The organism is Streptomyces sp. WAC 01529, assembly GCF_003945545.1.
GTDB lineage: Bacteria > Actinomycetota > Actinomycetes > Streptomycetales > Streptomycetaceae > Streptomyces > Streptomyces anatolicus.
On sequence record NZ_CP029617.1, the window covers coordinates 2,172,015 to 2,198,123 of the forward strand.

Genomic DNA, 26,109 nt, shown 5'->3' on the forward strand with positions numbered 1-26,109 from the left:
CTTCCGGGCCTGCCTTTGAGCAGCCCTTATGGCCTCGTGAACGGCGCGAATGTAACGGCCATCACAGCCCCTGGATGCACCTTCATCCGCTGTTCATCCGATCGTGTGAGGAACCCGGGCCGGGGTTGCCGGGCGAGGGGGCCCGTACAGTGGCAGGGGCGCGATATGTGCACGGTGAATGTTCAGGGAGGCACCTGCCGTGAGTGAGTTCCGGTTCGTCCGCATGGGCTTCGGTCCCGACGCCGTGGAGTACCAGGAGGCGTGGGACGAGCAGCGCCGGGTGCACGCCGCCCGCTTCGCCGACGAGGTCCCGGACACCTGCCTGCTCGTCGAGCATCCGCCGGTGTACACCGCGGGCCGCAGGACCGCGGAGAGCGAGCGTCCGCTGGACGGCACGCCCGTCGTGGACGTGGACCGCGGCGGCAAGATCACCTGGCACGGGCCGGGCCAGCTGGTGGGCTATCCGATCCAGAAGCTGCCGCGGCCGGTGGACGTCGTAGCACATGTGCGGCGCCTGGAGGAGGCTCTTATCCGTACGTGTGCGGAGTTCGGCCTGGAGACCTCGCGCGTCGAGGGCCGCAGCGGCGTATGGGTCCTCGGCGACCCGGTGGAGGAGCGTCCGGCGCTCGGCGGCCTGTCCCTCGACTTCGACCCGCGCCTCCAGGACGACGAGTTCGACGCCCGGTTCAACGGCCCGGAGTACGCCCCGTCCAACGCGGGCCAGCGCCGTGAGGACCGCAAGATCGCCGCGATCGGCATCCGGGTCGCCAAGGGCGTGACGATGCACGGCTTCGCGCTCAACGTGAACCCGGACAACACCTGGTTCGACCGGATCATCCCGTGCGGCATCCGGGACGCGGGCGTCACGTCCCTTGCGTACGAGCTGGGCCGCGAGGTCACCATCGCCGATGTGCTGCCCGTCGCGGAGCGGCACCTGCGGGACGTGCTGGAGAACGCGGAGCTGAAGCCGAGGATCGTGGAGCGGCAGACCGAGAAGCAGGCCGAGCCCGCGGGAGCCTGAGGGAATGCCCTGAGGGAGTGTTCTGAGGGAATGCTCTGCTCTGGCCAGAGGTTGGCCGGAAGTAAGTACCGCGAAATAACGGGCGTACCCTGGTGTGCGCCGAAGAATCGAAGCTACGCCAGCTATACGCCAGCTAACAGGGAGCCGATGTGTCCGCAGTCGCACCCGACGGACGCAAGATGCTGCGCCTGGAGGTCCGGAACGCCCAGACCCCCATCGAGCGCAAGCCCGAGTGGATCAAGACCCGGGCGAAAATGGGCCCCGAGTACAACGCCCTGCAGAAGCTCGTGAAGAGCGAGGGTCTGCACACGGTCTGCCAGGAGGCGGGCTGTCCGAACATCTACGAGTGCTGGGAAGACCGCGAGGCGACGTTCCTCATCGGCGGCGACCAGTGCACGCGGCGCTGTGACTTCTGCCAGATCGACACCGGCAAGCCGCAGGCCCTCGACCGCGACGAGCCGCGCCGCGTCGGCGAGTCCGTCGTGACGATGGACCTGAACTACGCCACGATCACCGGCGTCGCCCGCGACGACCTGGACGACGGCGGCGCCTGGCTGTACGCGGAGACCGTGCGCCAGATCCACGCGATGACCGCGGACCGCGCCGAGGGCCAGACCAAGGTCGAGCTGCTGATCCCCGACTTCAACGCGGACCCCGACCAGCTGGCCGAGGTCTTCTCCTCGCGCCCCGAGGTCCTCGGGCACAACGTGGAGACCGTGCCGCGCATCTTCAAGCGCATCCGCCCCGGCTTCCGCTTCGAGCGCTCCCTTGAGGTCATCACCCGCGCGCGGGAGGCCGGCCTGGTCACCAAGTCGAACCTCATCCTGGGCATGGGCGAGGAGCGCGAGGAGATCAGCGAGGCGCTGCACGCGCTGCACGAGGCGGGCTGCGAGCTGATCACGATCACGCAGTACCTGCGCCCGACGCCGCGCCACCACCCCGTGGAGCGCTGGGCCAAGCCCGCGGAGTTCGTGGAGCTGAAGGAGGAGGCCGAGGAGATCGGTTTCTCCGGCGTCATGTCGGGCCCGCTGGTCCGCTCCTCCTACCGCGCCGGGCGCCTGTACCAGATGGCGATCGAGAAGCGTGGGGCGTACGTCGCCTCGCAGGCGGTGTGAGTCCGGCACAGGCACGGCGGGGCCGCTGTGTGAATCCGCGCACAAGAAGCTACTGACTAGTAGAACCCGCAACGACGCGGTCCGCACGATCTCCGCAGGTGACGGGGGCGTATGGGCCGCGTCAGTGTTTTGGGGCGGGGCGTAAAGGTTTCATCGGCGTTTGACCGGTCGGTCACGCCCTGGTAACACCAATCAGTGACCCTGGAATTACCGCACGTACAGCCTTACCCCCAGCTTTCTTCCCGGGTCTACCCGCAAGTGCCACCGCCAGCCTCATCCACAGCCGCTCGTCCCCCGAGCCGCTCCCCAGGAGGGCCCCATCATGCAGGCCGCGCCCGTACGCGCCACCGCCATCCCGTCCGTCACCGACGCCCTGCGCGCGGTCGAGTCGCTGTTGATGAGCGGCGGCCAGCGCACCGCACGCCGTAACGCCTGGACTTCCGTGCTCGAGGACCGGCGCCGCGCCAAGGACCGGGTCGAGGCGCTGCGGGTCTTCGAAGAGGGCATGGCGACCCGTACGTCGTAGCCGCCTCCCGGGCCACGTAGACTTCACGACATGGCGAGGAAGGAATCCACCGCGGCGGATACGGCCGCGGAGCCAGGGCGACTCAAGCAGATCGCTCTGACCTACAAGATGACCCGACGGGCCGACTCCAAAATCGGTCTCATCATCGCGGCTGTGGGAATCGTCACCTTTGGTGCGTTCCTCGCGATCGGCTTCTTGATCGGTCACCCGGTCTATCTGGGCATTCTCGGCTTCCTGCTCGCCTTCCTCGCGATGGCGATCGTCTTCGGACGCAGGGCCGAGCGTGCCGCCTTCGGGCAGATGGAGGGCCAGCCCGGTGCGGCGGCCGCGGTGCTCGACAAGATCGGCCGCGGCTGGACGACGACCCCCGCGATCGCGATGAACCGCAGCCAGGACGTGGTGCACCGCACCGTCGGCAAGGCCGGCATCGTCCTGGTGGCCGAGGGCAACCCGAACCGCGTGAAGGGCCTGCTGGCCGCCGAGAAGAAGAAGATGGCGCGCATCGTCTCGGACGTGCCGGTGCACGACATCATCGTCGGCACCACCGAGGGCACGGTCTCCCTGAAGAAGCTGCGCACCACGCTTCTGAAGCTGCCTCGTGTCCTCACCGGCCCGCAGGTCACGGCGACCAACGACCGGTTGCGGGCGATGGGTGACCTTATGTCCAATATGCCCCTGCCAAAGGGCCCCATGCCCAAGGGCATGCGGATGCCGCGCGGCGGTCCGAAGATGAGGTAGTCCGCCCTGCTTCTCCCTACGACGGTGAAGGCCCCGGAACCGAGTCGGTTCCGGGGCCTTCACCGTCGTATGCGTATGCGCAGGGGCCGTGGGCGCCCGTCGGCTAGATCCGGATCTGCACGGCGCGGGCGAGGCGCTCGTGGAGGCCGCGGCCGTCGCGGTCCCAGATCAGGGCCGGGATGGCGACGCAGAGCAGGACGGTACGGGTGAGGACCCGGCCGATGCCGAGCCGACCGCCGCCCTCGGCGACGACGCGCAGCCTGAAGAGGGCCTTGCCCGGCGTGCAGCCGACCGTGCCGACGGTGAGCACGCTCATGACGAAGAAGATGCCGAGGGCCCAGTTGCCCATCGCCTGCTGGTCACCGCGGGCGAACAGGCCGTATGCGATCAGCATGCACAGGCCCCAGTCGACGGCGATGGCGCCGATGCGGCGGCCCGGGCGTGCGATCGACCCCGGCCCCTCCTCGGGCAGACCGAGCTGCTCGCCCCGGTACCCGAAGTCGACACCGGCGTCCTCCGCGGCCGCGCGCGGGCCGGACAGCCACGATCCGATTACTTGCCTGTTGTCCACCCGTCCACGGTACTGCGCCCGGTCCCTTACGGGGACGGCACCCCGTCCCGAGCCGCCGGGCCGGTTAACTTGGGCGAAACAAATGGGTCATGCTTGAGAAATCCCCCGTCCCTATGGTCGGGTCCCAGCGTGTGCCACCGCACTGGCCGCACCACGAGCTGCAACCCCGTCCCGCCCCGGGCGGGAGTAGGAGGAGTTGGATGTTGTTCCAGAACGCCGACGACGCAAAGAAGTACATCGCGGACGAGGACGTCAAGTTCGTCGATGTCCGCTTCTGTGACCTGCCGGGTGTGATGCAGCACTTCACGATCCCGGCCGCGGCGTTCGACCCGGACGAGGAGCTGGCCTTCGACGGTTCGTCGATCCGCGGCTTCCAGGCCATCCACGAGTCCGACATGGCGCTGCGCGCGGACCTGTCGACCGCCCGGGTCGACCCGTTCCGCCGCGACAAGACCATCAACATCAACTTCTTCATCCACGACCCGATCACGGGCGAGCAGTACAGCCGTGACCCGCGCAACGTCGCGAAGAAGGCGGAGGCGTACCTGGCCTCCACCGGCATCGCGGACACGGCCTACTTCGGCCCCGAGGCGGAGTTCTACGTCTTCGACAACGTCCGCTTCCAGACGTCGGCGAACGAGAGCTTCTACCACATCGACTCCGAGGCGGGCGCCTGGAACACCGGTGCGGTCGAGAACAACCGCGGCTACAAGGTCCGCTACAAGGGCGGTTACTTCCCCGCCCCGCCGGTCGACCACTTCGCCGACCTGCGCGCCGAGATCTCCCTGGAGCTGGACAAGAACGGCCTCCAGGTCGAGCGCCAGCACCACGAGGTGGGCACGGCGGGCCAGGCCGAGATCAACTACAAGTTCAACACGCTGCTGGCCGCGGCCGACGACCTGATGCTCTTCAAGTACATCGTGAAGAACGTCGCCTGGCGCAACGGCAAGACCGCGACCTTCATGCCCAAGCCGATCTTCGGCGACAACGGCTCGGGCATGCACGTCCACCAGTCGCTGTGGTCGGGCGGCAACCCGCTCTTCTACGACGAGCAGGGTTACGCGGGCCTGTCGGACACCGCGCGCTACTACATCGGCGGCATCCTCAAGCACGCGCCGTCGCTGCTGGCGTTCACCAACCCGACGGTGAACTCCTACCACCGCCTGGTCCCCGGCTTCGAGGCCCCGGTCAACCTGGTCTACTCGCAGCGCAACCGCTCCGCGGCGATGCGTATCCCGATCACGGGCTCGAACCCGAAGGCCAAGCGCGTCGAGTTCCGCGCGCCGGACCCGTCCTCCAACCCGTACCTGGCCTTCTCGGCGCTGCTCCTCGCGGGCCTCGACGGCGTCAAGAACAAGATCGAGCCGGCCGAGCCGATCGACAAGGACCTCTACGAGCTGGCCCCCGAGGAGCACGCGGGCGTCCCCCAGGTCCCGACCTCCCTCCCCGCGGTCCTCGACGCCCTGGAGGCGGACAACGAGTACCTGCAGGCGGGCGGCGTCTTCACGTCGGACCTGATCGAGACGTGGATCGACTACAAGCGGACGAACGAGATCGCCCCGATCCAGCTGCGGCCGCACCCGCACGAGTTCGAGCTGTACTTCGACATCTAAGAAGCGCGGGCTTGGTCCCGTACGCATCACGAGGGCTGTCTTCCAGGAACAGGAAGGCAGCCCTCGCGTGTGTTCGTGGAGCCGGTGGTCCCCTACGGGGCGCCGGGGATGTCCGTCTGGCCGCGCCGCCCTTGCGGACCGCGATGATCTCGTGGGTCGCCGACCATAAAGCCCCCGAGGACCGTGGCGGTGTGGTGAGGCCATGGGTCTTGGTGACCGAGTTGAGCAGCGAGATGGCGCCCTTTGTGTCGGGACGGGGGGCAACAGGGGATTAGGGGAGTGGTATCGGGCGGTAGTGCGTCGTCAGGCGGCCTGCTGGGTTCAGGACGTGGAAGGCGAGGGCCGGGGGGAGGTCCTGGTGGATGTGGTGGGTGGGGTGGGTCTGGTGTTCCCAGGGGAGGCGGAGCGTGGAGGTCACGCCCGGGGCCACCAGGAGGGGGCGGTCGGCGAAGGTGGTGGCCGCGGGGGTGTGGGCGTGGCCTGCCAGGAATGCCGTGATGTTCGGGTGGCGGGTGGTCAGTTCGGCGAGGCGGGACTCGTCGAACTGGCGGATCTCGTCGACGTACGGCGTGTGCAGGTCGACCGGCGGGTGGTGGAAGGCGATCAGCGCGGGGCGTGTGGGCGGGGCCGCCGCCAGGGTGTCCGACAGCCACGTCAGCGTCTCGTCCGTCAGTGTGCCGTGGTGCTTGCCGGGGACCGAGGTGTCGCAGAGGGCGAGTGTGAAGCGGTCAGTTGAGTACGACTGGTTGATCGGGGACGTTGTCGGGGCCTCGCCCAGCAGGTGCTCCCGGAACGCGCCGCGCTCGTCGTGGTTGCCGGGGCAGGTCAGCAGGGGGTGGCGGGAGACGAGGAGTTTGCGGGCCTCCTCGTACTCCGCGGGAGTCCCGTGGTCCGCGATGTCGCCCGTGACGATGATGGCGTCCAGGTCGTACGGGAGGTCGTTCAGGTACTCCATGACCGCGCGGGTGCGGGCGATGCTGCGGCCGTCGTCCTCGTCGCGCGCGACTATGTGGATGTCGCTCACGTGGGCGATCACGGCGGGGGCGGGGGTGGCTTGCGCCGTCGTCGGGATCAGGTTCGGCGTCGGGGTCGGGGTCGGCATCTTCGCGGGCTCCCTTTCAGCGGTTCCTTGCGGCTGTCCAGTGGATCTTCCGTGAACCTAGGGACCCGCAGGCGTACGCGTGAAGAGCCAGTGCGTTCCCTCTGGCCTGCTCCTCGCCCCGTCAGCTCCGCAGGAAGCGCACCGACGGGGTCGGCGGGCGGCCGTCGGGGGTCGGCTCGCCGGGGGTGACCCGCGCCCGTACTCCGTATACCTCCGCGATCAGCTCCTCCGTGATCACCTCCGCCGGTGCGCCCGCCGCGTATGCCGTGCCCTCCTTCAGGATCAGCAGGTGGTCGCAGAACATCGCCGCCAGATTGAGGTCGTGCAGTGCTACCACGCTGGTGACGGGGAGTTCGGCGATCAGGGTGAGCAGGTCCAGCTGGTGCTGGATGTCCAGGTGGTTGGTGGGCTCGTCCAGGAGGAGTTCGCGGGGTTCCTGCGCCAGGGCGCGGGCGATCTGGACGCGTTGGCGTTCGCCGCCGGAGAGCGTGTGCCAGGACTGGGCGGCCCGTTCGGTGAGACCGGTGCGCTCCAACGCCTCCCGTACCGCCCGCTCGTCGTGGGACGTGGGGGCCGACCACGCGCGGCGGTGCGGGATGCGGCCCAGGCGTACGACATCTCGTACGGTCAACTCCACCTGGGTGGACGCGTGTTGCTCGACCACCGCGATACGGCGTGCCACAGTGCGGCGCGGCGTCTCGGGGAGGGGGTGGCCGTCCAGTGTGACCACCCCGGAGGCGGGCGCGAGGACACCCGCGAGGATGCGCAGGAGCGTGGACTTGCCGGAGCCGTTCGGGCCGAGGAGGCCCACGGTGGCGCCGGGCGGCGGGGCGAGGCTCACGCCGTCCACGATCAGGCGGCCACCGGCCTCGCGGGTGACCCGGTCGGCGCGCAGGCCGTTCTCGGAGGTGGGGGGCTCGGGCGCCGTCTGTCGGGGACGCGTGGGCTCGTGCGTCGTCTTTTGCCTCACGTCGTCGCCCTTCGTGTCCGGTACAGCACCAGTACGAACGCCGGTACGCCGATGAGCGAGGTCACCACGCCCACCGGGACCTCCTGCGGGTCGAGTGCCGTACGGGCCAGCGTGTCCACCCAGACCAGGAAGACCGCCCCGGCCAGCGCCGTGACCGGCAGCAGCCGGGCGTGGCCGGAGCCGGCGAACGCGCGGGCCGCGTGCGGCAGGACCAGGCCCACGAAGCCGATGGCGCCCGCCGAGCTGACCAGGGCCGCCGTCAGCAGCGCCGTCACGCAGAGCAGGACGAGCCGGGTGCGTGCCACCCGTACGCCCAGCGTCGCCGCCGCCTCCTGGCCGAAGGCGAAGGCGTCGAGCGTGCGGGCGTGGCCGAGGCAGACGGCCAGCGTCACGGCGAGGACCGCCGCGCACAGCCATACGTCGGTCCAGCCCGCCCCGCTGAGCGAGCCGAGCAGCCAGAACAGCACGCCGCGGGTGGTCTCCGCGTCGCCCGCCGTGAGGATCACGAAGGACGTCAGCGCGGAGAAGAGCTGCATCGCGGCCACGCCGGACAGGACCACCCGGTCCACCGTGTCGCCCAGCGAGTGGCTCAGGAGCAGGACCAGCGCGAAGGAGAAGAGCGCGCCGACGAACGCGCCCGCCGAGATCGACACCGCTCCCCCGCCGACGCCCAGGACGACGACCGCGACGGCTCCCGTGGACGCCCCGGACGACACCCCGAGCACGAAGGGGTCGGCGAGGGGGTTGCGCAGCAGGGACTGCATGACCGCGCCGCAGACCGCGAGGCCCGCGCCGCAGACCGCGGCGAGCAGGGTGCGGGGCATCCGCAGGTTCCAGACGATGCCGTCCCTGAGGGGGGTGAGCCGTGGCTCGCCCCAGCCGAGGTGCGCGGCGAGCGCCGACCAGACGTCGGGCACCGAGATGTCGGCGGGGCCGATGGTGACGGCGACCGCCACGGAGAGTGCGAGCGCGGCGCACGCCGCCAGCCACAGCAGCCCTTGCCGGGCAGGGGCGGCCAGCCTCACTTCGCCAGTCCGAACTTCCGCAACCCGGCGGCCACTTGTTCGATGCCGTCGACCGTGCGGATCGTGGGGTTCATGGCCTGGCCGCTGAGCAGGACGTACCGCTTCTTCTTCACGGCGGTCAGGTTCCTGGTCGCCGGGTTGGACTCCAGGAACTTGATCTTCGCCGCCGCGCTCTCCGCGGACTGCGACTTGCGGGTGAGGTCGCCGATGACGAGGACGTCGGGGTCGCGGTCGGCGACGGTCTCCCAGTTGATCTGGGGCCACTCCTCGCGGGTGTCGTCGAAGACGTTCTTCACGCCCAGTTCGCGGGTGATGATGCCGGGGGCGCCGCAGCAGCCCGCCATGTAGGGGGCGTCGGAGTTGGCGAACCAGTACAACACGCTCGTGCCGGAGGCATCGGCGGCCTTGATGTCCTTCGTGGCCTTCGTCACGCGGCTCTTCAGCCGCGCGATCAGCTTCTCACCGCGCTCCTCGACGTCGAACACCTTCGCCAGGTCCCGCACTTCGCCGTAGACGGTGTCCATGGTGAGGGTCTTGACGCGCTTGCCGTCGCCGCCGCCGTCGTTGTCCTTGCCCGCGCAGTCGGTGGGCGAGACGTAGACGGGCACGCCGAGTTCGGTGAACTTCGTACGGTCAGCGACGCCGCCCTTGCCCACGGTGTAGAGGAAGGAGGCGCTGACGAAGTCCGGCTCCTTGGCGAGGACCTTCTCCAGGGAGGGGTAGCGGTCGGCGAGCCGCTCCACCTTCGCGTTCTGCTTCTCCAGGTTCTTCAGGACCGGGTCGGTCCAGGTGCCGGTGCCGGCCATGCGGTCGGCGAGGCCGAGGGAGAGCAGGATCTCGGTGGAGCCCTGGTCGAGCGAGACGGCGCGTTGGGGCGGGGCGCCGACCTTCGCCTCCTTGCCGCAGGAGGCGACCGTGACGGGGTAGCCGTCGGCGCTCTTGCCCCCGGGCCCGTCGGCGGACTTCTGTGCGGAGCCGTCGCCGCACGCGGTTAGCGCGAGCGTGGCGGCCGCCAGCAGTCCGGCACAGCGCAGGGCGGTTCTACGGTCTTTCGAGGACACGCGATCCCTTGAGTCTCACGGCTCATACGCGGAGCCTGGTCTGCGTCACGACCTCCGCCGCGGTGTGCGGGCGGAGGCGCCAGCAGGTCTTCGGACTCGGGATCGACCGGACGGGACGCCTTCCCGGGCGTCGTGAGACGCCCAGTGGCCGTGGCCCCGCCCGTCCCCCTCACCGCTGCGCGTCAGTTCCGGATTTCCACCGGATTCCCTGGCCCAGGTACGGGTTTGACTGGCTTGCGCAAGTTATCACGCGCTCTCACGGCGTCGGTCCGGGCCTGGGCTCGCCCCGGTAGGTGCCGAAGAACCAGCGGTTTCCCTCGGGGTCCGCGATGCCGAACTCGCGGCTGCCGTACGGCTTGTCCTCGATCTCACCGACGATCTTCACGCCGGCCTCGGTGAGGCGGGCGTACAGGGCGTCCACCTCGTCGGTGACGACATAGGCGCCGGAGGTGCCGGGCTTCCCGCATGCCTCTCCGGGGGCGTCCGGGTCGTACGAGCCGAGCATGATGCCGCCGCCCTCGGGCCAGTCCAGCTGGGCGTGGGCGACGCGGGCGCCGTCCTCGTAGACGGCCGTCCGCCGGAAGCCGACGGTGTCGACGAGGAAGTCGATCAGGGCGGGGGCGTCCTGGGCCTGGAGGGTCGGCCAGACGGCGGGGTCCCGCTGGGGGGAGGGGGTGGTGGTGTCGAGGTGCGGCTTCGCTGTGGTGTCGGGTTCGGGTGAGGTGCGGTGCTGTTTCGCTGTGGTGTCGGGTTCGGGTGAGGAGGAGTGCTGCTTCGCTGTGGTGTCCGGTGTGGTGTTCATGGCTTCTACTCTTCGCCTCCGCCGTGCGCCCCGGCTTGGATATTCCGGCACTCTTCCGCCAGCCAGCGGGTGGGGCTCGCCTCCGTGTACTGGTGGAAGTCCCGTACGAGGTGGGAGTGGTCGTAGTAGCCCGTGTCGGCGGCGACCCGCGCCAGGTCCGGCGGGCCGCCCGCCGCCACGGCCCGCACCACGGCGGCCTTGGCGTGCTGGAAGCGCATGAGGCGGGCTGCCTGTTTGGGGCTCAGGCCGGTCTCGGCGCGGAAGAGGGCGGTCAGGCGGCGCTCGCTGAGCACCACGTGCCGGGACAGGCCGCCGAGGGTGCCCGCGCCTCGGTGCCGGGCCAGCCAGGCCCAGGCCTCGGTGACCTCAGGGCGTACGGATCCGGCGGCGCGGGCGTCCGCGGCGCGCTGTCTCAGGTAGCCGGTCAGGAGGGCGAAGCGGTCCTCCCAGCGGTTCAGCTCGCACAGGCGTTCGCGGATCTCGGCGGCGGGGGCGCCGAGTACGTCCGTGCCGGCGATGACGAGCTGTCCGGTCAGCGCGCCCGCGGGCAGGCCGAGGAGCGGGCGGGCGGCCAGTGGGTGCACGGCGAGCTGGATGCCGGCCTCGTGCTCGGCCTGTACGACGTACGCGGGGCTCTGGTGCAGACCGCCCACGACGATGTCGGTGCGGATCGCGTCGGCGCCGGTCGCCTGGGCGGGGGTGGCGCCGGTGGTGATGGGGCCGTCCAGGGAGAAGATCAGTGTCAGGTACGGGGAGGGCAGGCCTCTGTGCAGGGCTGGGCGTGGGTCCGCGGTGCGGTAGCCGGTCGCGGAGATGACCATGCCGTCCAGTCGGGGGGCGGCCCTGACGAACTCCATGTCTTCCAGTATGGGTTCCGGGGCTTCGGGCTGCGGCTCGGCGGGGCTTTCCCGGCGGGGGCCGGGCCTCGGCTTTCCCGGCGGGGTGGGCCGGGCCTCGGCAAGGGGCTTCTCCAGCGGGGTGGGCCGGGCCTCGGCAAGAACCTTTCCCACCCGCCCGGCACCCCGCGATCAGTCGCGCGCCCAGGACGCCGGACCCGCACCCCGCGATCTCCCCCGGAGCCAGGGGCACGGACCGGCACCCCGCGACCATCCCCCGGGGCGAGGGACACGGACCGGCGCCCCGCGACTACCCGAACCCCAGCACGCGGACCGGCGCCCCGCGACGACCCCGAACCCAGGCACGCGGACCGGCGCCCCACGACCACCCGAACCCAAGCACGCGGACCGGCGCCCCACGACCACCCGAACCCAAGCACGCAGACCCGCACCCCACGACCACCCGAACCCAAGCACGCAGACCCGCACCCCACGACCACCCGAACCCAAGCACGCAGACCCGCACCCCGTGATCACCGGAGCCGGGGGCGCCCCGCGCCCGGCACCCCGCGCCCGCGCCCGGACCCGGCTTCGAGACGCGGGACCGGCACCCCCGCATCCAGCCCCAGGACGCGGTCCGGCACGTGTGATCACCGAAGTCGAGGACGCCCCGCAGCCGGCACCCCGGCTCAATCCCAACCCCAAGACGCGGGGCCAGCACCCGGCCCCCGCGCGCAGGACGGAGCCCCCTCCGCTACCCACCCTCCCCCCACCCCACGCCCCCCACCCCCGGTGACTTCGATCATGGGAAACCGGGGGGTCTGCCCATAGCATGGCGCGCCGCTCCGGATGGGGGCGCGCATCGCTCTCAGGAACGGTGGGACAAGGAAGACATGGCAGTACGAGCATTGAAGAAGCCGGCCCTCATCGGCGCCACGGGAGCCCTCGCGGCGGCGCTGCTCGCGGGTGGCGCGCTGTGGCCGACGAGCGAGGCGACGGCGGCGGACACCTCGGCCGCCACCGCCCGCGAACTGTCGCACTGGCCCGAGCCGGTCGCGAAGAAGCTCGGCAAGGTGATCGCCGCCAACGACCACAAGGGCGCGTACGCCGTCTTCGACGCGGACAACACCTCGTACCGCAACGACCTGGAGGAGTCGCTGCTGCCCTTCCTGGAGATGAGGGGCGTCCTGACCCGCAAGACCATGGACCCGTCCCTGAAGGTCATCCCCTTCAAGGACAAGGCCGGGCACAAGGAGAGCCTCTACAGCTACTACAACCGGCTCTGCGAGGTGGACGACCAGGTCTGTTACCCCTGGGCCGCGCAGATCTTCTCCGGCTTCACGCTGAAGGAGCTGAAGGGGTACGTCGATGACCTCCTCGCCTACAAGAAGCCGATCCCGGCCGAGTACTACGAGGCCGGGAAGGTGACGAAGACCGAGGTGAAGCCGCCGGAGCTGTCGCGCGGCATGCGGCAGCTCTACAAGACGCTGCGCTCGCACGGCATCGAGGTGTACGTCGTCAGCGCGGCCAGCGAGGACCTGGTCCGCATGGTCCTCGCCGACCCGAAGTACGGCTACGGCGTGAAGCCGCAGAACGTCATCGGCGTCTCCATGCTCCTCAAGGACCGCAAGACCGGCGAGGTGACCAGCTCCCGCAAGGAGATCGCCGAGGGCCGCTTCGGCGAGAAGGACCGCGCGAAGCTCGCCGGGCACGAGCTGACGCCCAAGCTGTGGGCGCCGCTGACCTGGTACGAGGGCAAGCCCGCGGCGATCAACACGTACATCGACGAGTGGCGGAAGCCGATCCTCGCGGCCGGTGACACGCCGGTCAGCGACGGCCCGATGCTCTTCCACTCCGCGGACGTGGAGCACGGTGGCGTACGGGTCTGGGTCAACCGCAAGGACTCGTACATGAAGCAGCTCGACGGGATGAAGAAGAAGAACGCCGAGCGCCAGCGCGAGCTGGGCCAGAAGGTCACCGCCGACAAGCGGTGGCTCACGGTGACGCCGGACCAGATCGGCTGACCGTCGACCGGTCGGCCGGTCGGCTGACCGGACCGATCAGACGGTGGACGTCCAGGCCGCCACCTGCTTGGCGAGCGCGCCGCCCGCCCTCGTCCACGCGAAGTGGTCGAGGCGGCCGCCCGCCTCCCGCTCGGTGTAGTGGCGCCGGGTGAGGCGGGCGCGTGGGACCTTGCCGAGCAGGTGGTCGAGGGCGGCGGCGGGGGCGAAGGTGTCGCGCTCCACGGTGACCGCGAGCACCGGCAACTCCAGTGCGGCGAGGGCCGTTTCGTAGTCGAGGATCGATCCCTTGGCGGTGTAGCGGCCCGTACGTCCCTGCCGCGCCCAGTCCCGCATGACGCCCTTGGGCTGGTCGCCGCCGAAGCCGAGCCGGGTGCCGGGCCAGCGGCCGAGCACGGTCGAGGTCGCGCCGATCAGCAGCTCGCCGAGGAGCAGGGCGGGGCCGCGCAGCGGGCCGTACGCGCGGAACCAGACGGACCCCGAGGCGACGAGCACCACGCCGTCGACGCCGGGACCGAGGCCTGACGCTGCGCCCAAGGCGGCGTGGACCAGGGCGAGTTGGCCGCCCAGGCTGTGGCCGAGGAGGTGCAGCGGTGGCTCGGGGCCCAGCTCCGCGCGGACGGCCGCGAGGACGGCGGGGAGGTCCTCCTCGACGATCGTGCGGTAGCCGTGGTCGCCTGCCCCGCGGGCGCGGGCGCCGCCGCGCGGGGTCGCCTCGCCCTGGCCGCGCAGGTCGGCGGTGAGGACCGTCAGGCCCTCGCCGTGCAACTGGCGCGCGAAGCGGCGGTAGAAGCGGGCGGGGGTGCCCATCGCGGGGAGGATGAGGACCGCGGGCGCCGGGGGCGGGCCCGGCGCGGGGCCGGAGCCGGACGGAAGGAAGCGTTCCGGCGCGGGGGCGCGCAGGGCACGCACCGGAACGCGGGCGCCGTCCGGGAGTTCGACACTCGCCAGGAGCGGCAGTTCGGCGGCGGGGTCCGGCTGGGCCCGCTGGTCCGTGCCGACGGTTTCCGGCTGGGTCGGCCGGGTCAGGCCGACGGGGTCCGGCTGGGTCATGAGGCACAGCATGTCTCATCGCACATGCGTCCGCACGGTTTCGCGCAGGTTCACGCGGTTCCTATGAGTGCGCATGGGTTCACACGGGTCCACGTCGGAGTTGACGCGCGGGCCGGGACGGAAAGACGCCGGGCCCGAGAGCGGAGGCGAACTCCCCTCTCGGGCCCGGCACTTCCTCCGCTCAGCGGCTGTAGCGCATCAGCGCGCGCACCATGTGGCAGGTGATGTCGGAGGGCGGGTGGATCCCGACCTCCTCCGCCATGCTCCGTATCGTGCTGTTCTTCGCCTGGTTCGGCAGGTACACCCCCGAGTCGAGCAGGGCGATGGCCAGGCGCATGGCCTTGAGGCGGCGGTTGTGGTTGACGTACCACTCGCGCGGGCGGCCGGCGGGCAGCGCCTTCTTCGCCAGTGGCACATACGGCAGATCGATCAGTACGGGCTTCGGGACTCGCTGGGAAACGGGCTTCCTCGTCAGTGCGGCAGCGGGCACGGGCATCCTCCTGTCGCGGTCGGGACCCCCCGTCGGGCGCCCTCGAACACTACTGTGATTCTACCGTCCACCACTGACAATCGCCGCTGGCCAGAAGGGCTTTGGGCTGTTCGAACAGACCCGCGCCGCACGGCCTGGGGCGGGTGTTTCGGAGGTAGCGTGTGGGCATGGAGATCTGGATCAACCCCGCCTGTTCGAAGTGCCGCGGCGCCCTCGCGCTGCTCGACGCGGAGGGCGCCGACTACACCGTGCGCCGCTACCTCGAAGACGTACCGAGCGAGGACGAGATCCGTGCCGTGCTCGACCGTCTCGGCCTCGAACCGTGGGACATCACCAGGACACAGGAGCAGGCCGCCAAGGACCTCGGCCTCAAGGACCGCGAGGCCTGGCCGCGCGACGCGTCGGGGCGCGACCGCTGGGTCAGGGCCCTCGCCGAGCACCCGAAGCTGATCCAGCGGCCCATCATCACGGCCGACGACGGCACGGCGGTGGTGGCGAGGACCGAGGAGGCGGTGCGGGACGCGCTCTCCCGCTGACGCCGCCGCCGGCGTCGCGGCCGACTACGACGGCGGTCGCGACGCCAGGAACTCCGTCACCGCCCGGTCCAGCTCCGCGGGCCGCGCATGCGGGAGCGCGTGGTGCGAGACGTCCGGCAGCGTCGCCACCGTCACGTCGGGGAGGAGGGCGCGGGCCCGGGCGGCGACCTTGCGGATGTCGTGGGCGCGGCTGCGGGCCGCGAGGAGGAGCAGCACGGGACGGCGCAGCTCGCGCAGGGAGGCCGGGGCGGGGCGCGGGCCCGTGACCGGCCTGGCGGTGGGGAAGGCGGCCGCGCGCTCCTGGAGGGCGAGCCAGTCGGCGTCGAGCGGGGCGCCGCGGGTCTCCCAGGCGAGGAAGGCGCGCGTGACCTTGCCCGAGGGGCGCAGCAGCGTCGGCAGGGCGCGCAGCAGATAGCCGGGGCGGAAGCCCGCGAAACACTGGGTGGGGTCGAGGAGCACCAGGCACCGTACGCGATCGGGGGCGCGCAGCGCGTAGTGGAGGGCGATCCAGGCCCCGTACGAGTGTCCCGCGAGGTCGGCCGCCGGTAGCCCCAGGCCGTCGAGCAGGGCGTCGAGCCAGGCCGTCAGGTCGGCCACGGTCCTGATCGGCCGCCGCTCCGCACGGACGCTGCGCCCGGGCTCCCCGATCAGGTCGACGGCGAACACCCGGCGCGTACGGGAGAGTTCGGCAGCGTTCGCGAACCAGCTGACCCCCGTCGCACCGCCGCCGGGCAGCAGCACGAGCGGAACGCCGTCGCCGTCGTCGCCACCGTCCGGGCCACCGTCGCCGGAGCCGGAGCCGGGGCTGGCACCCGGGCCGTGGACGGTGACGTGCGTGTTCCCGAAGGGCGTGGGGACGGTCCGGGTCGTGGTGCCCTCGGGCCACTTGGCGAGGAGCGCGTCGTACGCCGTCCGGAACGCGTCCGTGTCAGCCATGGGATCAGCTCTCCTCCGCCTCTGCGCCCGGCCGACGGCCAACGGTCAACGGCCGGCGGTCAACGCCACGCACCCTACCGGCGCACCCGCCCGGGGCGCCGGGCAGGAGACCTCGCCCCTCGACCGATGGGAGAACTCCGGCAAACCGTTACATAACCGTACGCAGCCGAGGGCACCCGACGGGCTGCCGCCCGGACGAGGGTTCCGGGGCGGGGAGAGGAGCGCCGTGCGGAGCTGGCTGTTCGGAGGCGTATACGGAACGGTCCTCGCGAGCGCGCTGTTGGCCGCGCTGCACTCGGGGGGCGCCGTCTACACGCCCCTCTACGACGCGGCCTGGATCATGGTGACCGCGGGCACGGCCGGCCTCGCGCACGGCTACGCGCACCACATGTCCACCCACCGACCGGGCGCGGGCATCCACCGCTGGCGCCAGCTGGGCCTTGCGCTCGTCGACGAGTGGCCGGTCGTCGTCGCCTGCTGGCCCACGGTGGCCCTGCTGCTGCTCGCCGGAGCCTTCGGCTGGCCCGAGCCGCCGGTCACCTGCGCCGGACTGCTCCTGAACGCCGCGCTCCTCTTCGGCTGGGGCACCTTCGCCGCGCTGCGGGTCGGCTACCGGCGGCGCTCGGCGGTCCTGATCGGCGGCGCGGACGCGGCGATCGGCCTGGTCATCGCCGCCGCGAACGCGGTCATCAAGTGAGGTGGGCCACTCCTGACGCAGGTAACACGGGGTTCACACAAGAGCAACGGTCGGGAAATCGCCGGTTGCCAGGCTGCCGCTCATCACCACGGCACCGCAGCACCCGCACGTTCTGCGCCGTACCGAGCGTTTAAGGATGAGGCCCCCGTGACCTTCAAGGCTGAGTACATCTGGATCGACGGCACCGCGCCGACCGCGAAGCTCCGTTCGAAGACGAAGATCCTCGGGGACGACGCGAAGGGCGCCGAGCTGCCGCTCTGGGGCTTCGACGGATCCAGCACGAACCAGGCCAAGGGTCACGCCTCCGACCGCGTACTCAAGCCGGTCTTCACCTGCCCGGACCCGATCCGCGGCGGCGGCAGCACCGGTGACGTACTCGTCCTGTGCGAGGTCCTCAACACGGACATGACGCCGCACGAGTCCAACACCCGCGCCGAACTGGCCGAGGTCGAGGCCCGCTTCGCCGCGCAGGAGCCGATCTTCGGCATCGAGCAGGAGTACACCTTCTTCGAGGGCGACCGCCCGCTCGGCTTCCCCGTCGGCGGCTTCCCCGCCGCGCAGGGCGGCTACTACTGCGGCGTCGGCTCGGACGAGATCTTCGGCCGTGACGTCGTCGAGGCGCATCTGGAGAACTGCCTCAAGGCGGGCCTCGGCATCTCCGGCATCAACGCCGAGGTCATGCCGGGCCAGTGGGAGTTCCAGGTCGGCCCGCTCGCCCCGCTGGAGGTCTCCGACCAGCTGTGGGTGGCCCGCTGGCTGCTCTACCGCACCGCCGAGGACTTCAAGGTCTCCGCGACCCTCGACCCCAAGCCGGTCAAGGGCGACTGGAACGGCGCGGGCGCGCACACCAACTTCTCCACCAAGGCGATGCGCGAGGGTTACGACGCGATCATCACCGCCTGCGAGTCGCTGGGCGAGGGCTCCAAGCCGATGGACCACGTCAAGAACTACGGCGCGGGCATCGACGACCGCCTCACCGGCCTGCACGAGACCGCCCCGTGGAACGAGTACAGCTACGGCGTCTCCGACCGCGGCGCCTCGGTCCGCATCCCGTGGCAGGTCGAGGTGGACCGCAAGGGCTACATCGAGGACCGCCGCCCGAACGCGAACGTCGACCCGTACGTGGTGACGCGCCTCCTCGTCGACACCTGCTGCGCCGCCCTGGAGAAGGCCGGCCAGGTCTGACCCGTCGTGCACACCTTCGGCAAGGGCGCCCACCGGTACCGGTGGGCGCCGTTGTCGTCATCTGATTCAATGGGGACCATGGGCAGCCACCAGAACACCTCGACCGGTCGTGACGACCTCGAGCCTTTCTGGCCCTCCCGGCAGCATCACGACTTCGACCGGGTGTGTTGCCGCGCGACGAACGCGCGGGCCCTCTAAAGCCGTTCACCCCGGCCTTCGCCTGACGCGCACGGCGTGACGCCGTTTCGACGTATCGCCGTATCGACGTACGTCTCGTTCTCGACGACTCCTCTCTTCGCGCGAAAGAGCTGACCTCCCATGGCGAACTCCCGTACTTTCACTGCCACTGCCGCCGTCCCCGCCGCCGCCACCACGACCGCCTCCGCCTCCGCCGCCCGGGGGCGCCTGCGGGCCGTCGCCCCGGACGAGGTGGTGCACATCCCCGACTTCCTGCCGCCGGGCGCCACTTGGCTGCCCGCGCCCCAGCACACCCTGCCGACCCTGCCGGGCCAGCCGCCGATGGTCGGCTACCTCGTCCTCGTACCGGCCGCGGGGCAGGAGCCCGCCGAGCCGCGGCCGCCGGCCACCGGACCGGTCAGCGTCGACCCCGTGCGGCGCTCCGCCGAGGTCGACGGGCGGCCCCTGGACCTCACGTATCTGGAGTTCGAACTCCTCGCGCACCTCGTCGCGCACCCCCACCGGGTGCACACCCGGGACCAGTTGGTGACCACCGTGTGGGGGTACGGCCACGTGGGCGACGGCCGCACCGTGGACGTCCATGTCGCGCGGCTGCGGCGCAAGCTCGGCGCCGAGCACCGCAGGGCGATCCAGACCGTGCGGCGGGTGGGCTACAAGTACGCGCCGCCGGCCTCCCGCTGAGCGGCGGTCGCTGTCTGCTGGCAGCAGAAGACGTTTCCCTGCCCCCTGCCACCAGGGCAGAGTCTCCCCCATGAGACTTCTGATGCTGGGTGGTACCGAGTTCGTGGGCCGTGCCGTCACCGAGGCCGCACTGGCCCGCGGCTGGGAGGTGACCGTCTTCCACCGCGGTCGGCACGCGGCGCCCGAGGGTGCCCGTGTCGTCCACGGTGACCGCACGGCCGAAGGTGGCCTCGCGGGGCTCGCCGAGGGCGAGTGGGACGTGGTGGTCGACACCTGGTCGGGCGCGCCGCACGCCGTACGGGACGCGGCGCGGCTCCTCGCCGGACGGGCGGGACGTTATGTCTATGTGTCGACCGGTTCCGTCTACCGCTACCCGGCCGACGCCGGGTCCGATGAGACGTTCCCCCTGGTGGACGGCGACCCCGACGCCGACGCGAAGGGGTACGCGGAGGACAAGCGGGGCAGCGAGCTGGCGGCGGTCGACGCGTTCGGCGCCGAGCGGACGATCCTCGCGCGGGCGGGCCTGATCCTCGGCCCCTACGAGAACATCGGCCGGCTGCCGTGGTGGCTGAACCGGATCGCGCGGGGCGGGCCGGTGCTGGCCCCCGGCCCCCGCGATCTGGAGATCCAGTACGTCGACGCGCGGGACCTCGCGGAGTGGATCCTCGACGCGGCCGCAGCCGAGCTGCACGGGCCGTACAACCTGGTCAGCCCCATGGGCCGGTTCACGATGGGCGAGCTGCTCGACGCGTGCGTCGAGGTGGTGGGCAGTGACGCGAGCTTGCGCTGGACGGCGCCCGAAGCGGTGGCGGAGGCGGGCATCCAGGAGTGGGTCGAGCTGCCGGTGTGGGCGGCTCCCGGGGAGGGGCACGACACGATGCACCGCACCTCCTCCGAGAAGGCGATCGCCGCGGGGCTCAGGACGAGGCCCGTCGCCGAGACGGTGCGCGGCACCTGGGAGTGGCTCCAGTCCATCGGAGGGACCCCGCCGCAGCGGCCCGACCGGCCCGTGGTCGGGCTCGCCCCCGACAAGGAGGCGAAGGCGCTCGGCCTGTAGCGGACGCGTGGCCCCCTGTGCGGTCACTCGGCACAGGGGGCCCTCGTCACGGCCGCGTCAACGCCCGCTCGCCACCGGGGAGTCGTGCCGTCCGGCCCGGGGCGGGGCGGTGGGCCCCGCCTCCTCGTGGGAGACCCGCGGCAGCCACGCCAGGTACCGCGGCGTACGCCAGTTGCGCTCCCCCAGCAGTGCCATCACCGACGGCAGCAGGACCATGCGGACCACCGTGGCGTCGAGCAGGACCGCCACGCCGAGGCCCACGCCCATCTGCTGCATGTCCTGCATCGACAGCGTGCCGAAGACCGCGAAGACCGCCACCATGATCACGGCCGCGCCCGTCACCGCGCCCGCCGTGCGGGTGACGCCCTCACGGATCGCCGCGCGGTTGTCCATGCCCCGGTCCCGGGACTCGCTGATCCGGGAGACCACGAACACGTGGTAGTCCATCGACAGGCCGAAGAGGACGACGAGGACGAAGAGCGGCATCCAGTTCTCGATCGCGCCGACCTGCTCCGAGCCGATCAGCTCCGCGCCCCAGCCGTGCTGGAAGACGGCGGTCATGACGCCGTACGCGGCGCCCACGGAGAGCAGGTTGAGGGCGATCGACGTCACCGCGATCACCACCGAGCGGAAGCTGAGGAGCATCAGCAGGAACGTCACCGCGGCGATGAAGGCGAAGACGGGGAGGATGCCCCTGCCCAGCTGGTCGCTGAAGTCCTCCGACGAGGCCAGATCGCCGCCCACGTACGCCGTCGCGGCGACGCCCTCGAAGGCGGCGGGGACCGTGTCGTCGCGCAGTTCGCCCAGCGCCTTCTTCGCCTCGGCGTCGGTGCCGTCGCCCGGCAGCGGCACCTCGATCTCGGCGACGTCCGCCGCCTCGTGGACGGTGAGTTCGGCGCCGTCGCCCGCCTTCTTCGTCAGGGCGTCGAGGGCGTCGCGCACCGCCGGGGCGCCGATGTCGTCCGCCTCGACGACCACGCGGGCCGGGGCGGGGCCGCCGGGGAACTCCTCGGTGATGGTCTTGTACGCGATCGAGAGCGGGGCATCGGAGCCGAACTGCTTCTCCAGGCCCAGCTGTTCGGTCTTCATGCCGAGGGCGGGCGCGGCCAGCGCGAGGAGCAGCACCGTCGCGCCGACTGCGAAGAGCTTGGGGCGGGCGAGGACGGGCCGCAGCAGTCTGCCCGCGATGCCGCCGCTGGTGGGTGCGCCGCTGCCGCCCCTCGTCCGTGCACCGGTACCGCCACCGGCGTGCGTGCCCCTCTTGGCGCGGCGGTTCAGGAACGGGACGCGGCCCGCGTCGATCCGGTCGCCGAGCCCGGCGAGCAGTGCCGGAAGGACCGTGACGGAGCCGAGCATCGCCACGCACACCACCAGGATCGTGGCGACGGCGAAGCCCTTGAAGAGCAGCAGCCCGGACAGGAACATGCCCGCCATCGCGACCATCACCGTCAGTCCCGAGACCAGCACGGCCCGCCCGCTGGTGGCGGCGGCGATCCGCAGCGCGGTGTCCGCGTCGTGTCCGGCCGCCCGCTCGTCCCGCTCGCGGCGCAGATAGAACAGGCAGTAATCGACGCCGACCGCGAGGCCCATCAGGAACATCACGGAGTACGTCGTCTCGAACAGATGCAGCTGGTGACTGGCGAGGGAGAGCAGTCCGAACGCCGCCACGCACGCCGTGAGCGCGAGGCCGACCGGCAGCAGCGCCGCGACCACCGCGCCGAAGGCGACGAGGAGGATGCCGAGGGCGAGCGGCACCGCGGTGAACTCGGCCCGCTTCAGGTCGTCGGCGAGCAGGTCGGACAGGTGTTTCTCGGAGCTGGCCTCGCCGAACTGATGGATAGCGATGCCGCGCGCCGCGCCCGCTTCCTTCGCCTCGGCGACGGTGTCGAGCACCGGCTGGACGCGGTCGGCCGCCTCGTCCGAGGGGCCCTTGATCTCGAAGCGGAGCAGCGCGTCCTTGCCGTCCTCGGAGCGCAGCGGCTCCTGGAGGCCGGTCACGTCGCCGGTCGCCGTCAGCGCCTTCGACAGGTCGGCCGCCGCCTCGCGCCAGCCGTCGGGCGTCCGCGCGGTGACCATGACGAGTTCGCCCGCCGGCTCGTCGATGCCGGCGTCCTTGAGGATCCCGGCGGCCCGGCCCGAGTCGCCGACGCCCATCTCGTCGTCGGACGCCGTGACCATGCCGCTGGCCCCGCCGAGAACCGTGGCGAGCACCACGAGGGCCAGCCAGCCGAGCACGGCCGTTCTGCGGTGGTGTGCGCTCCACACCCCAAGTCGTGCCGCGAGGTTTCGCCTCATGGCCCCTCCCCCATCACTCTGCGCAAGTAAGCGTCGGATAAGACGTGCCTCACGCTAGGAAGCGGCGCCTTCGCGCCCCAGCCGCCGAGGCCCCCTCCGCGGGAAGCGGAAGGCGAAGCCCGGGGGTGTCGCCAGGTACACCCCGGCCCGGGGGGCGGGCCCCGTGACCTGGGCACGCGCCACGGGCGAGACTGGGTGACGCCGTAGACACCGAGAAGGATGGATGCCATGACGAGGCTGAAGGACGCAGTGATCGCGGGGGCCCAGGGCCTCTATCTGGCGATCGTCTCGTTGGTGGGGTCGATCGTCCTCTTCGTCTTCTCGGTCGTCTCGATGGCTTTCCTCCTGCTCGGGGTCGGCTTCCTCACCACCCCGGCCATCCTCATGGGCGTACGCAGGTACGCCGACGCCCACCGCGCGCGGGCCGCCGAGTGGTCCGGCGTCCAGATCCCGGTGCCCTACCGCCCCTTCCCCGCCGGGAAGCGGACCGGCCTCACCGGGCAGGTGGAGCGCTGCTCGCTGATGCTGAAGGACCCGGCGACCTGGCGCGACCTCCAGTGGCTCCTGGTGAACATGACCGCGGGCTTCACCCTCGCGATCTTCCCCCCGGCGCTGCTGCTCTACATGGTGTACGGCTGGGTGCTCGCGCTCGGCGTGTGGAAGCCCATCCACGAGGCGGGCGGCGGCGAGTGGTTCGCCTGGATCCACGTCACCTCGCAGTCCACCGCCAACCAGGCCGCGGCGCTCGGCGTGGGCTTCTTCGTGCTCGGCGTGCTCGTCAACACCTCTCTCGTACGCTCCCACTTCCTCCTCGCCCGTACGTTCCTGGCGCCCACGGCCGCCATGCGGGAGCGCCAACTGGCCCAGCGCGTAGACCGGTTGACCGAGACCCGGCACGACGCCGTGGACAACTCCGCCGCCGAGCTGCGCCGCATCGAGCGCGATCTGCACGACGGGGCGCAGGCCCGTCTGGTGGCCATGGGCATGGACCTCGGCACGATCGAGGCGCTCATCGAGACGAATCCGGCCAGGGCCAAGCAGCTGCTCGCCAAGGCGCGGCACGACTCCGGGGAGGCGCTGACCGAACTGCGTGACCTGGTGCGCGGCATCCACCCGCCGGTCCTCGCCGAGCGGGGCCTCGGGGACGCGGTGAAGGCCCTCGCGCTGCGGCTGCCGATCCCCACGGAGGTCGACGTGGAGCTGCCGGGCCGGGTCGAGGCGCCGGTGGAGTCGGCGGCGTACTTCGCGGTGAGCGAGTCGCTGACGAACGCCATCAAGCACGCGGGCGCCGACCGGATCTGGGTCGACGTGCACCACGGCGACGGCATGCTGCGCATCGCGGTCACCGACAACGGCAAGGGCGGCGCCGCTCTGGGGGCGGGCTCCGGGCTGAGCGGGATCGAACGCCGACTCGGTACATTCGACGGCGTACTGGCCGTCAGCAGCCCCGCGGGCGGTCCGACCATGGTGACCATGGAGATCCCTTGCGCGTTGTCCTAGCCGAAGACCTCTTCCTGCTGCGCGACGGCCTGGTGCGGATGCTGGAGGCATTCGACTTCGAGATCGCGGCGGCCGTGGAGAGCGGCCCCGAACTCACCAAGGCCCTCGCGGAGCTGGAGCCGGACGTCGCCGTCGTCGACGTCCGGCTTCCGCCGTCCCACACGGACGAGGGCCTCCAGTGCGCGCTGGCCGCCCGCCGGGCGAGGCCGGGGCTGCCGGTGCTCGTCCTCTCGCAGCATGTGGAGCAGTTGTACGCGCGTGAACTCCTGGCCGACGGGACCGGGGGCGTCGGCTATCTCCTGAAGGACCGGGTCTTCGACGCCGAGCAGTTCATCGACGCGGTACGCAGGGTCGCGGCGGGCGGCACCGCGATGGACCCGCAGGTGATCCAGCAGCTCCTCTCCCGGCGCTCCAGCGACCAGCCGCTCGGCGCGCTCACCCCGCGCGAGCGCGAGGTCCTCGAACTCATGGCGCAGGGCCGGTCGAACGCGGCGATCGCCTCCCAGCTCGTCGTCACCGAGCGGGCGATCGCCAAGCACACGTCGAACATCTTCGGCAAACTCGATCTCCCGGTCTCCGACGACGACAACCGGCGCGTGCTCGCCGTACTGGCCTATCTGGACCAGGGGCGCTGAACGCGCCTGAACACGCCGGGCCGCTGATGCGTATGTAGCCCCATGGGACGCACATCACGAAAACGATCAAAGCTCGCGCGGCGCCTGGTCGCCGTGTCAGCGGCTGTAGTCATGGGCGGCGGCGGTCTGATCGCCGTGAACGTCTACGCGAACGCCGGGGAGGGCGCCGACCAGCCCCCTCCGCAGGCGTCCGGCCTGCCTGTCTCGACCATCAGCTGTCCTGATGTGGCCAATCGCCTGTCGGACGTTCCTCAGGGCGCGCGCGGCGAGGTCGACGACCGGCTCGCGGAACTCGACAGTCAGATCACTCGGGCGTACGACCAGCTCGGCGCGGCGCGGGACAAGCAGTCCGTACTCGCTCCGCTGGAGGAGCGGCGCCAGGGCACGCTCGGCGAGATCGCGGACGCCATGGACCAGGCGGGGCAACGGCCCGAGCGCCTCGACAGCATGGCGCCCTGCACCCTGCGCGCCGTCGACGCCCCCGACCAGCAGGGTCAGCAGGGGCAACAAGGCGAGCAGGGCCAGCAGGGCCAGGGGCCCGGACAGGGCGGCAATGGGCCCGCGGCCAATGACTTCGTCGAGATCGAGTCCGTACAGCCGAACGTCAACCGCCCCCGCAATCAGCGGGGCGCATCCCGCGGCACCTTCACCACGAAGTGCGGGCGGAACGAGAACGGCAAGTTCAACCCCGACAACGTCATCGTCGCGCCCGGCGTGAGCAACGGCGCCCACCACATGCACGATTACGTGGGTAACCAGGCGACGGACGCCTTCTCCGGTGACGACGACCTCGCGAACGGCCGGACCAGCTGCCGGAACCAGGGCGACAAGTCGACGTACTACTGGCCCGTGCTGCGGCTCCAGAACGGGGAGAACGAGGCGGACGCCCAGGCGGACGGCGGCGGAAAGGACCAGAACGTCGGCGAGATCCAGACCCCGTCCTCGGTCACGCTGAACTTCGTCGGAAACCCGCGGAGCAAGGTCGTCGCGATGCCGCGGTTCCTGCGCATCATCACCGGTGACGCCAAGGCGTTCACGAACGGCGACGCCAACGCCAACGCCTCGTGGAGCTGCACCGGGTTCGAGGACCGGCAGCTGAAGGACAAGTATCCGATCTGTCCCGAGGGCAGCAAGGTCGTCCGGACGTTCAACTTCCAGAGCTGCTGGGACGGCCGGAACACCGACAGCGCCAACCACCGCACCCATGTCGCCTTCGCGGACCAGCGGACGGGCGCCTGCCCCCAGGGCTTCAAGGCCATCCCGCAGCTGGTGCAGCGCGTCGTGTACGACGTGCCGCCGGGGCCCGGCTTCGCCGTCGACTCGTTCCCCGAGCAGCTGCACAAGCCCGTCACCGACCACGGCGACTTCATCAACGTCTTCGACGAGCGGCTGATGCGGCGCGTCGCGGACTGCGTCAACTCCGGGCAGCGCTGCACCTGACGCCA

At 71.2% G+C, this 26,109-nt stretch carries 25 protein-coding genes and 1 riboswitch; of the genes, 14 read left to right on the forward strand and 11 right to left on the reverse strand.

Translation table 11 applies throughout. The annotated features are described in order from the left end of the window. Positions 1-199: 199 nt before the first annotated feature. The 4 genes from lipB to DMA15_RS09855 all read left to right on the forward strand — a co-directional run bounded on the left by lipB (position 200) and on the right by DMA15_RS09855 (position 3,400). A complete protein-coding gene (gene lipB, locus DMA15_RS09840; RefSeq protein WP_125512397.1) occupies positions 200-1,021 on the forward strand; it encodes a lipoyl(octanoyl) transferase LipB in 822 nt (273 codons plus the stop codon). Between the two features lie 149 nt (positions 1,022-1,170). Continuing rightward, positions 1,171-2,136 (forward strand): lipoyl synthase, encoded by a 966-nt coding sequence (locus DMA15_RS09845; RefSeq protein ID WP_125512398.1) that lies wholly within the window; start codon positions 1,171-1,173, stop codon positions 2,134-2,136. Positions 2,137-2,458: 322 nt separating this feature from the next. After that, a complete protein-coding gene (locus DMA15_RS09850) occupies positions 2,459-2,662 on the forward strand; it encodes a hypothetical protein (RefSeq protein ID WP_125512399.1) in 204 nt (67 codons plus the stop codon). A 30-nt stretch (positions 2,663-2,692) separates the two neighbouring features. Then, positions 2,693-3,400 (forward strand): DUF4191 domain-containing protein, encoded by a 708-nt coding sequence (locus DMA15_RS09855; RefSeq protein WP_125512400.1) that lies wholly within the window; start codon positions 2,693-2,695, stop codon positions 3,398-3,400. Between the two features lie 103 nt (positions 3,401-3,503). Here DMA15_RS09855 and DMA15_RS09860 read toward each other — a convergent pair whose 3' ends face one another. Next, positions 3,504-3,971, reverse strand: a complete 468-nt coding sequence (locus DMA15_RS09860; RefSeq protein WP_125512401.1) for an RDD family protein — start codon at positions 3,969-3,971, stop codon at positions 3,504-3,506. A 203-nt stretch (positions 3,972-4,174) separates the two neighbouring features. On the opposite strand from DMA15_RS09860, the gene glnA reads away from it, so the two are divergent. After that, entirely contained in the window at positions 4,175-5,584 is a 1,410-nt protein-coding gene (glnA, locus tag DMA15_RS09865; RefSeq protein WP_125517532.1) for a type I glutamate--ammonia ligase, read from the forward strand. A gap of 271 nt (positions 5,585-5,855) precedes the next feature. Here the strand turns inward: glnA and DMA15_RS09870 are convergent, their stop codons facing one another. The 6 genes from DMA15_RS09870 to DMA15_RS09895 all read right to left on the reverse strand — a co-directional run bounded on the left by DMA15_RS09870 (position 5,856) and on the right by DMA15_RS09895 (position 11,401). Beyond that, on the reverse strand, positions 5,856-6,686 hold the full coding sequence (locus DMA15_RS09870) for a metallophosphoesterase (protein WP_125512402.1): 831 nt from the start codon (positions 6,684-6,686) through the stop codon (positions 5,856-5,858). Between the two features lie 121 nt (positions 6,687-6,807). Then, complete coding sequence (locus DMA15_RS09875) at positions 6,808-7,581, reverse strand: ABC transporter ATP-binding protein (protein WP_240660187.1); 774 nt, start codon at positions 7,579-7,581, stop codon at positions 6,808-6,810. A gap of 71 nt (positions 7,582-7,652) precedes the next feature. Then, positions 7,653-8,675, reverse strand: a complete 1,023-nt coding sequence (locus DMA15_RS09880) for an iron chelate uptake ABC transporter family permease subunit (protein WP_240660188.1) — start codon at positions 8,673-8,675, stop codon at positions 7,653-7,655. Between the two features lie 2 nt (positions 8,676-8,677). Continuing rightward, positions 8,678-9,742, reverse strand: coding sequence for an ABC transporter substrate-binding protein (locus DMA15_RS09885; RefSeq protein WP_125512405.1), 1,065 nt, complete (start codon positions 9,740-9,742; stop codon positions 8,678-8,680). A 63-nt stretch (positions 9,743-9,805) separates the two neighbouring features. Next, positions 9,806-9,991: riboswitch (cobalamin riboswitch) on the reverse strand. 7 nt (positions 9,992-9,998) lie between these two features. Continuing rightward, entirely contained in the window at positions 9,999-10,544 is a 546-nt protein-coding gene (locus DMA15_RS09890) for a VOC family protein (RefSeq protein ID WP_125512406.1), read from the reverse strand. Between the two features lie 5 nt (positions 10,545-10,549). Then, positions 10,550-11,401 (reverse strand): helix-turn-helix domain-containing protein, encoded by an 852-nt coding sequence (locus DMA15_RS09895; protein ID WP_125512407.1) that lies wholly within the window; start codon positions 11,399-11,401, stop codon positions 10,550-10,552. 872 nt (positions 11,402-12,273) lie between these two features. Here DMA15_RS09895 and DMA15_RS09900 point away from each other — a divergent pair. Beyond that, positions 12,274-13,404, forward strand: a complete 1,131-nt coding sequence (locus DMA15_RS09900; RefSeq protein WP_125512408.1) for an HAD family hydrolase — start codon at positions 12,274-12,276, stop codon at positions 13,402-13,404. A gap of 36 nt (positions 13,405-13,440) precedes the next feature. On the opposite strand, the gene DMA15_RS09905 is transcribed toward DMA15_RS09900, so the two are convergent. After that, positions 13,441-14,454, reverse strand: coding sequence for an alpha/beta fold hydrolase (locus DMA15_RS09905; protein WP_125512409.1), 1,014 nt, complete (start codon positions 14,452-14,454; stop codon positions 13,441-13,443). 181 nt (positions 14,455-14,635) lie between these two features. Continuing rightward, positions 14,636-14,944, reverse strand: coding sequence for a hypothetical protein (locus tag DMA15_RS09910; RefSeq protein ID WP_125512410.1), 309 nt, complete (start codon positions 14,942-14,944; stop codon positions 14,636-14,638). A gap of 167 nt (positions 14,945-15,111) precedes the next feature. On the opposite strand from DMA15_RS09910, the gene DMA15_RS09915 reads away from it, so the two are divergent. Further along, positions 15,112-15,480 carry an arsenate reductase family protein gene (locus DMA15_RS09915; protein ID WP_125512411.1) on the forward strand — a complete coding sequence of 123 codons (369 nt, stop codon included), beginning with the start codon at positions 15,112-15,114 and terminating at the stop codon, positions 15,478-15,480. Positions 15,481-15,504: 24 nt separating this feature from the next. Here the strand turns inward: DMA15_RS09915 and DMA15_RS09920 are convergent, their stop codons facing one another. Next, complete coding sequence (locus tag DMA15_RS09920; protein WP_125512412.1) at positions 15,505-16,416, reverse strand: alpha/beta fold hydrolase; 912 nt, start codon at positions 16,414-16,416, stop codon at positions 15,505-15,507. 226 nt (positions 16,417-16,642) lie between these two features. Between DMA15_RS09920 and DMA15_RS09925 the strand changes: the two genes are divergently transcribed. The 4 genes from DMA15_RS09925 (at position 16,643) to DMA15_RS09940 (ending at position 20,234) form a co-directional block, all read left to right on the forward strand. Continuing rightward, entirely contained in the window at positions 16,643-17,113 is a 471-nt protein-coding gene (locus DMA15_RS09925; RefSeq protein WP_125512413.1) for a hypothetical protein, read from the forward strand. Between the two features lie 147 nt (positions 17,114-17,260). Beyond that, the gene (gene glnII, locus DMA15_RS09930) at positions 17,261-18,298 is read left to right on the forward strand and encodes a glutamine synthetase (RefSeq protein ID WP_125512414.1); all 1,038 of its coding nucleotides are present in this window, start codon (positions 17,261-17,263) and stop codon (positions 18,296-18,298) included. A gap of 318 nt (positions 18,299-18,616) precedes the next feature. Then, on the forward strand, positions 18,617-19,177 hold the full coding sequence (locus tag DMA15_RS09935; RefSeq protein ID WP_125512415.1) for a winged helix-turn-helix domain-containing protein: 561 nt from the start codon (positions 18,617-18,619) through the stop codon (positions 19,175-19,177). A 70-nt stretch (positions 19,178-19,247) separates the two neighbouring features. Continuing rightward, complete coding sequence (locus DMA15_RS09940; RefSeq protein ID WP_125512416.1) at positions 19,248-20,234, forward strand: NAD-dependent epimerase/dehydratase family protein; 987 nt, start codon at positions 19,248-19,250, stop codon at positions 20,232-20,234. A gap of 57 nt (positions 20,235-20,291) precedes the next feature. Here DMA15_RS09940 and DMA15_RS09945 read toward each other — a convergent pair whose 3' ends face one another. Beyond that, entirely contained in the window at positions 20,292-22,529 is a 2,238-nt protein-coding gene (locus tag DMA15_RS09945) for an MMPL family transporter (RefSeq protein ID WP_206302702.1), read from the reverse strand. A 219-nt stretch (positions 22,530-22,748) separates the two neighbouring features. Here DMA15_RS09945 and DMA15_RS09950 point away from each other — a divergent pair, with 219 nt between their 5' ends. The 3 genes from DMA15_RS09950 to DMA15_RS09960 are packed head-to-tail and all read left to right on the forward strand — an operon-like array spanning position 22,749 to position 26,104. Then, positions 22,749-24,029 carry a sensor domain-containing protein gene (locus tag DMA15_RS09950; protein ID WP_125512417.1) on the forward strand — a complete coding sequence of 427 codons (1,281 nt, stop codon included), beginning with the start codon at positions 22,749-22,751 and terminating at the stop codon, positions 24,027-24,029. Continuing rightward, positions 24,014-24,664, forward strand: coding sequence for a response regulator transcription factor (locus DMA15_RS09955; RefSeq protein ID WP_125512418.1), 651 nt, complete (start codon positions 24,014-24,016; stop codon positions 24,662-24,664). The genes DMA15_RS09950 and DMA15_RS09955 overlap by 16 nt, the downstream gene beginning before the upstream one ends. 42 nt (positions 24,665-24,706) lie before the next feature. Continuing rightward, positions 24,707-26,104: a DUF1996 domain-containing protein gene (locus DMA15_RS09960; RefSeq protein WP_125512419.1), complete on the forward strand. Its 1,398-nt coding sequence runs from the start codon at positions 24,707-24,709 to the stop codon at positions 26,102-26,104. Positions 26,105-26,109: the final 5 nt, after the last annotated feature.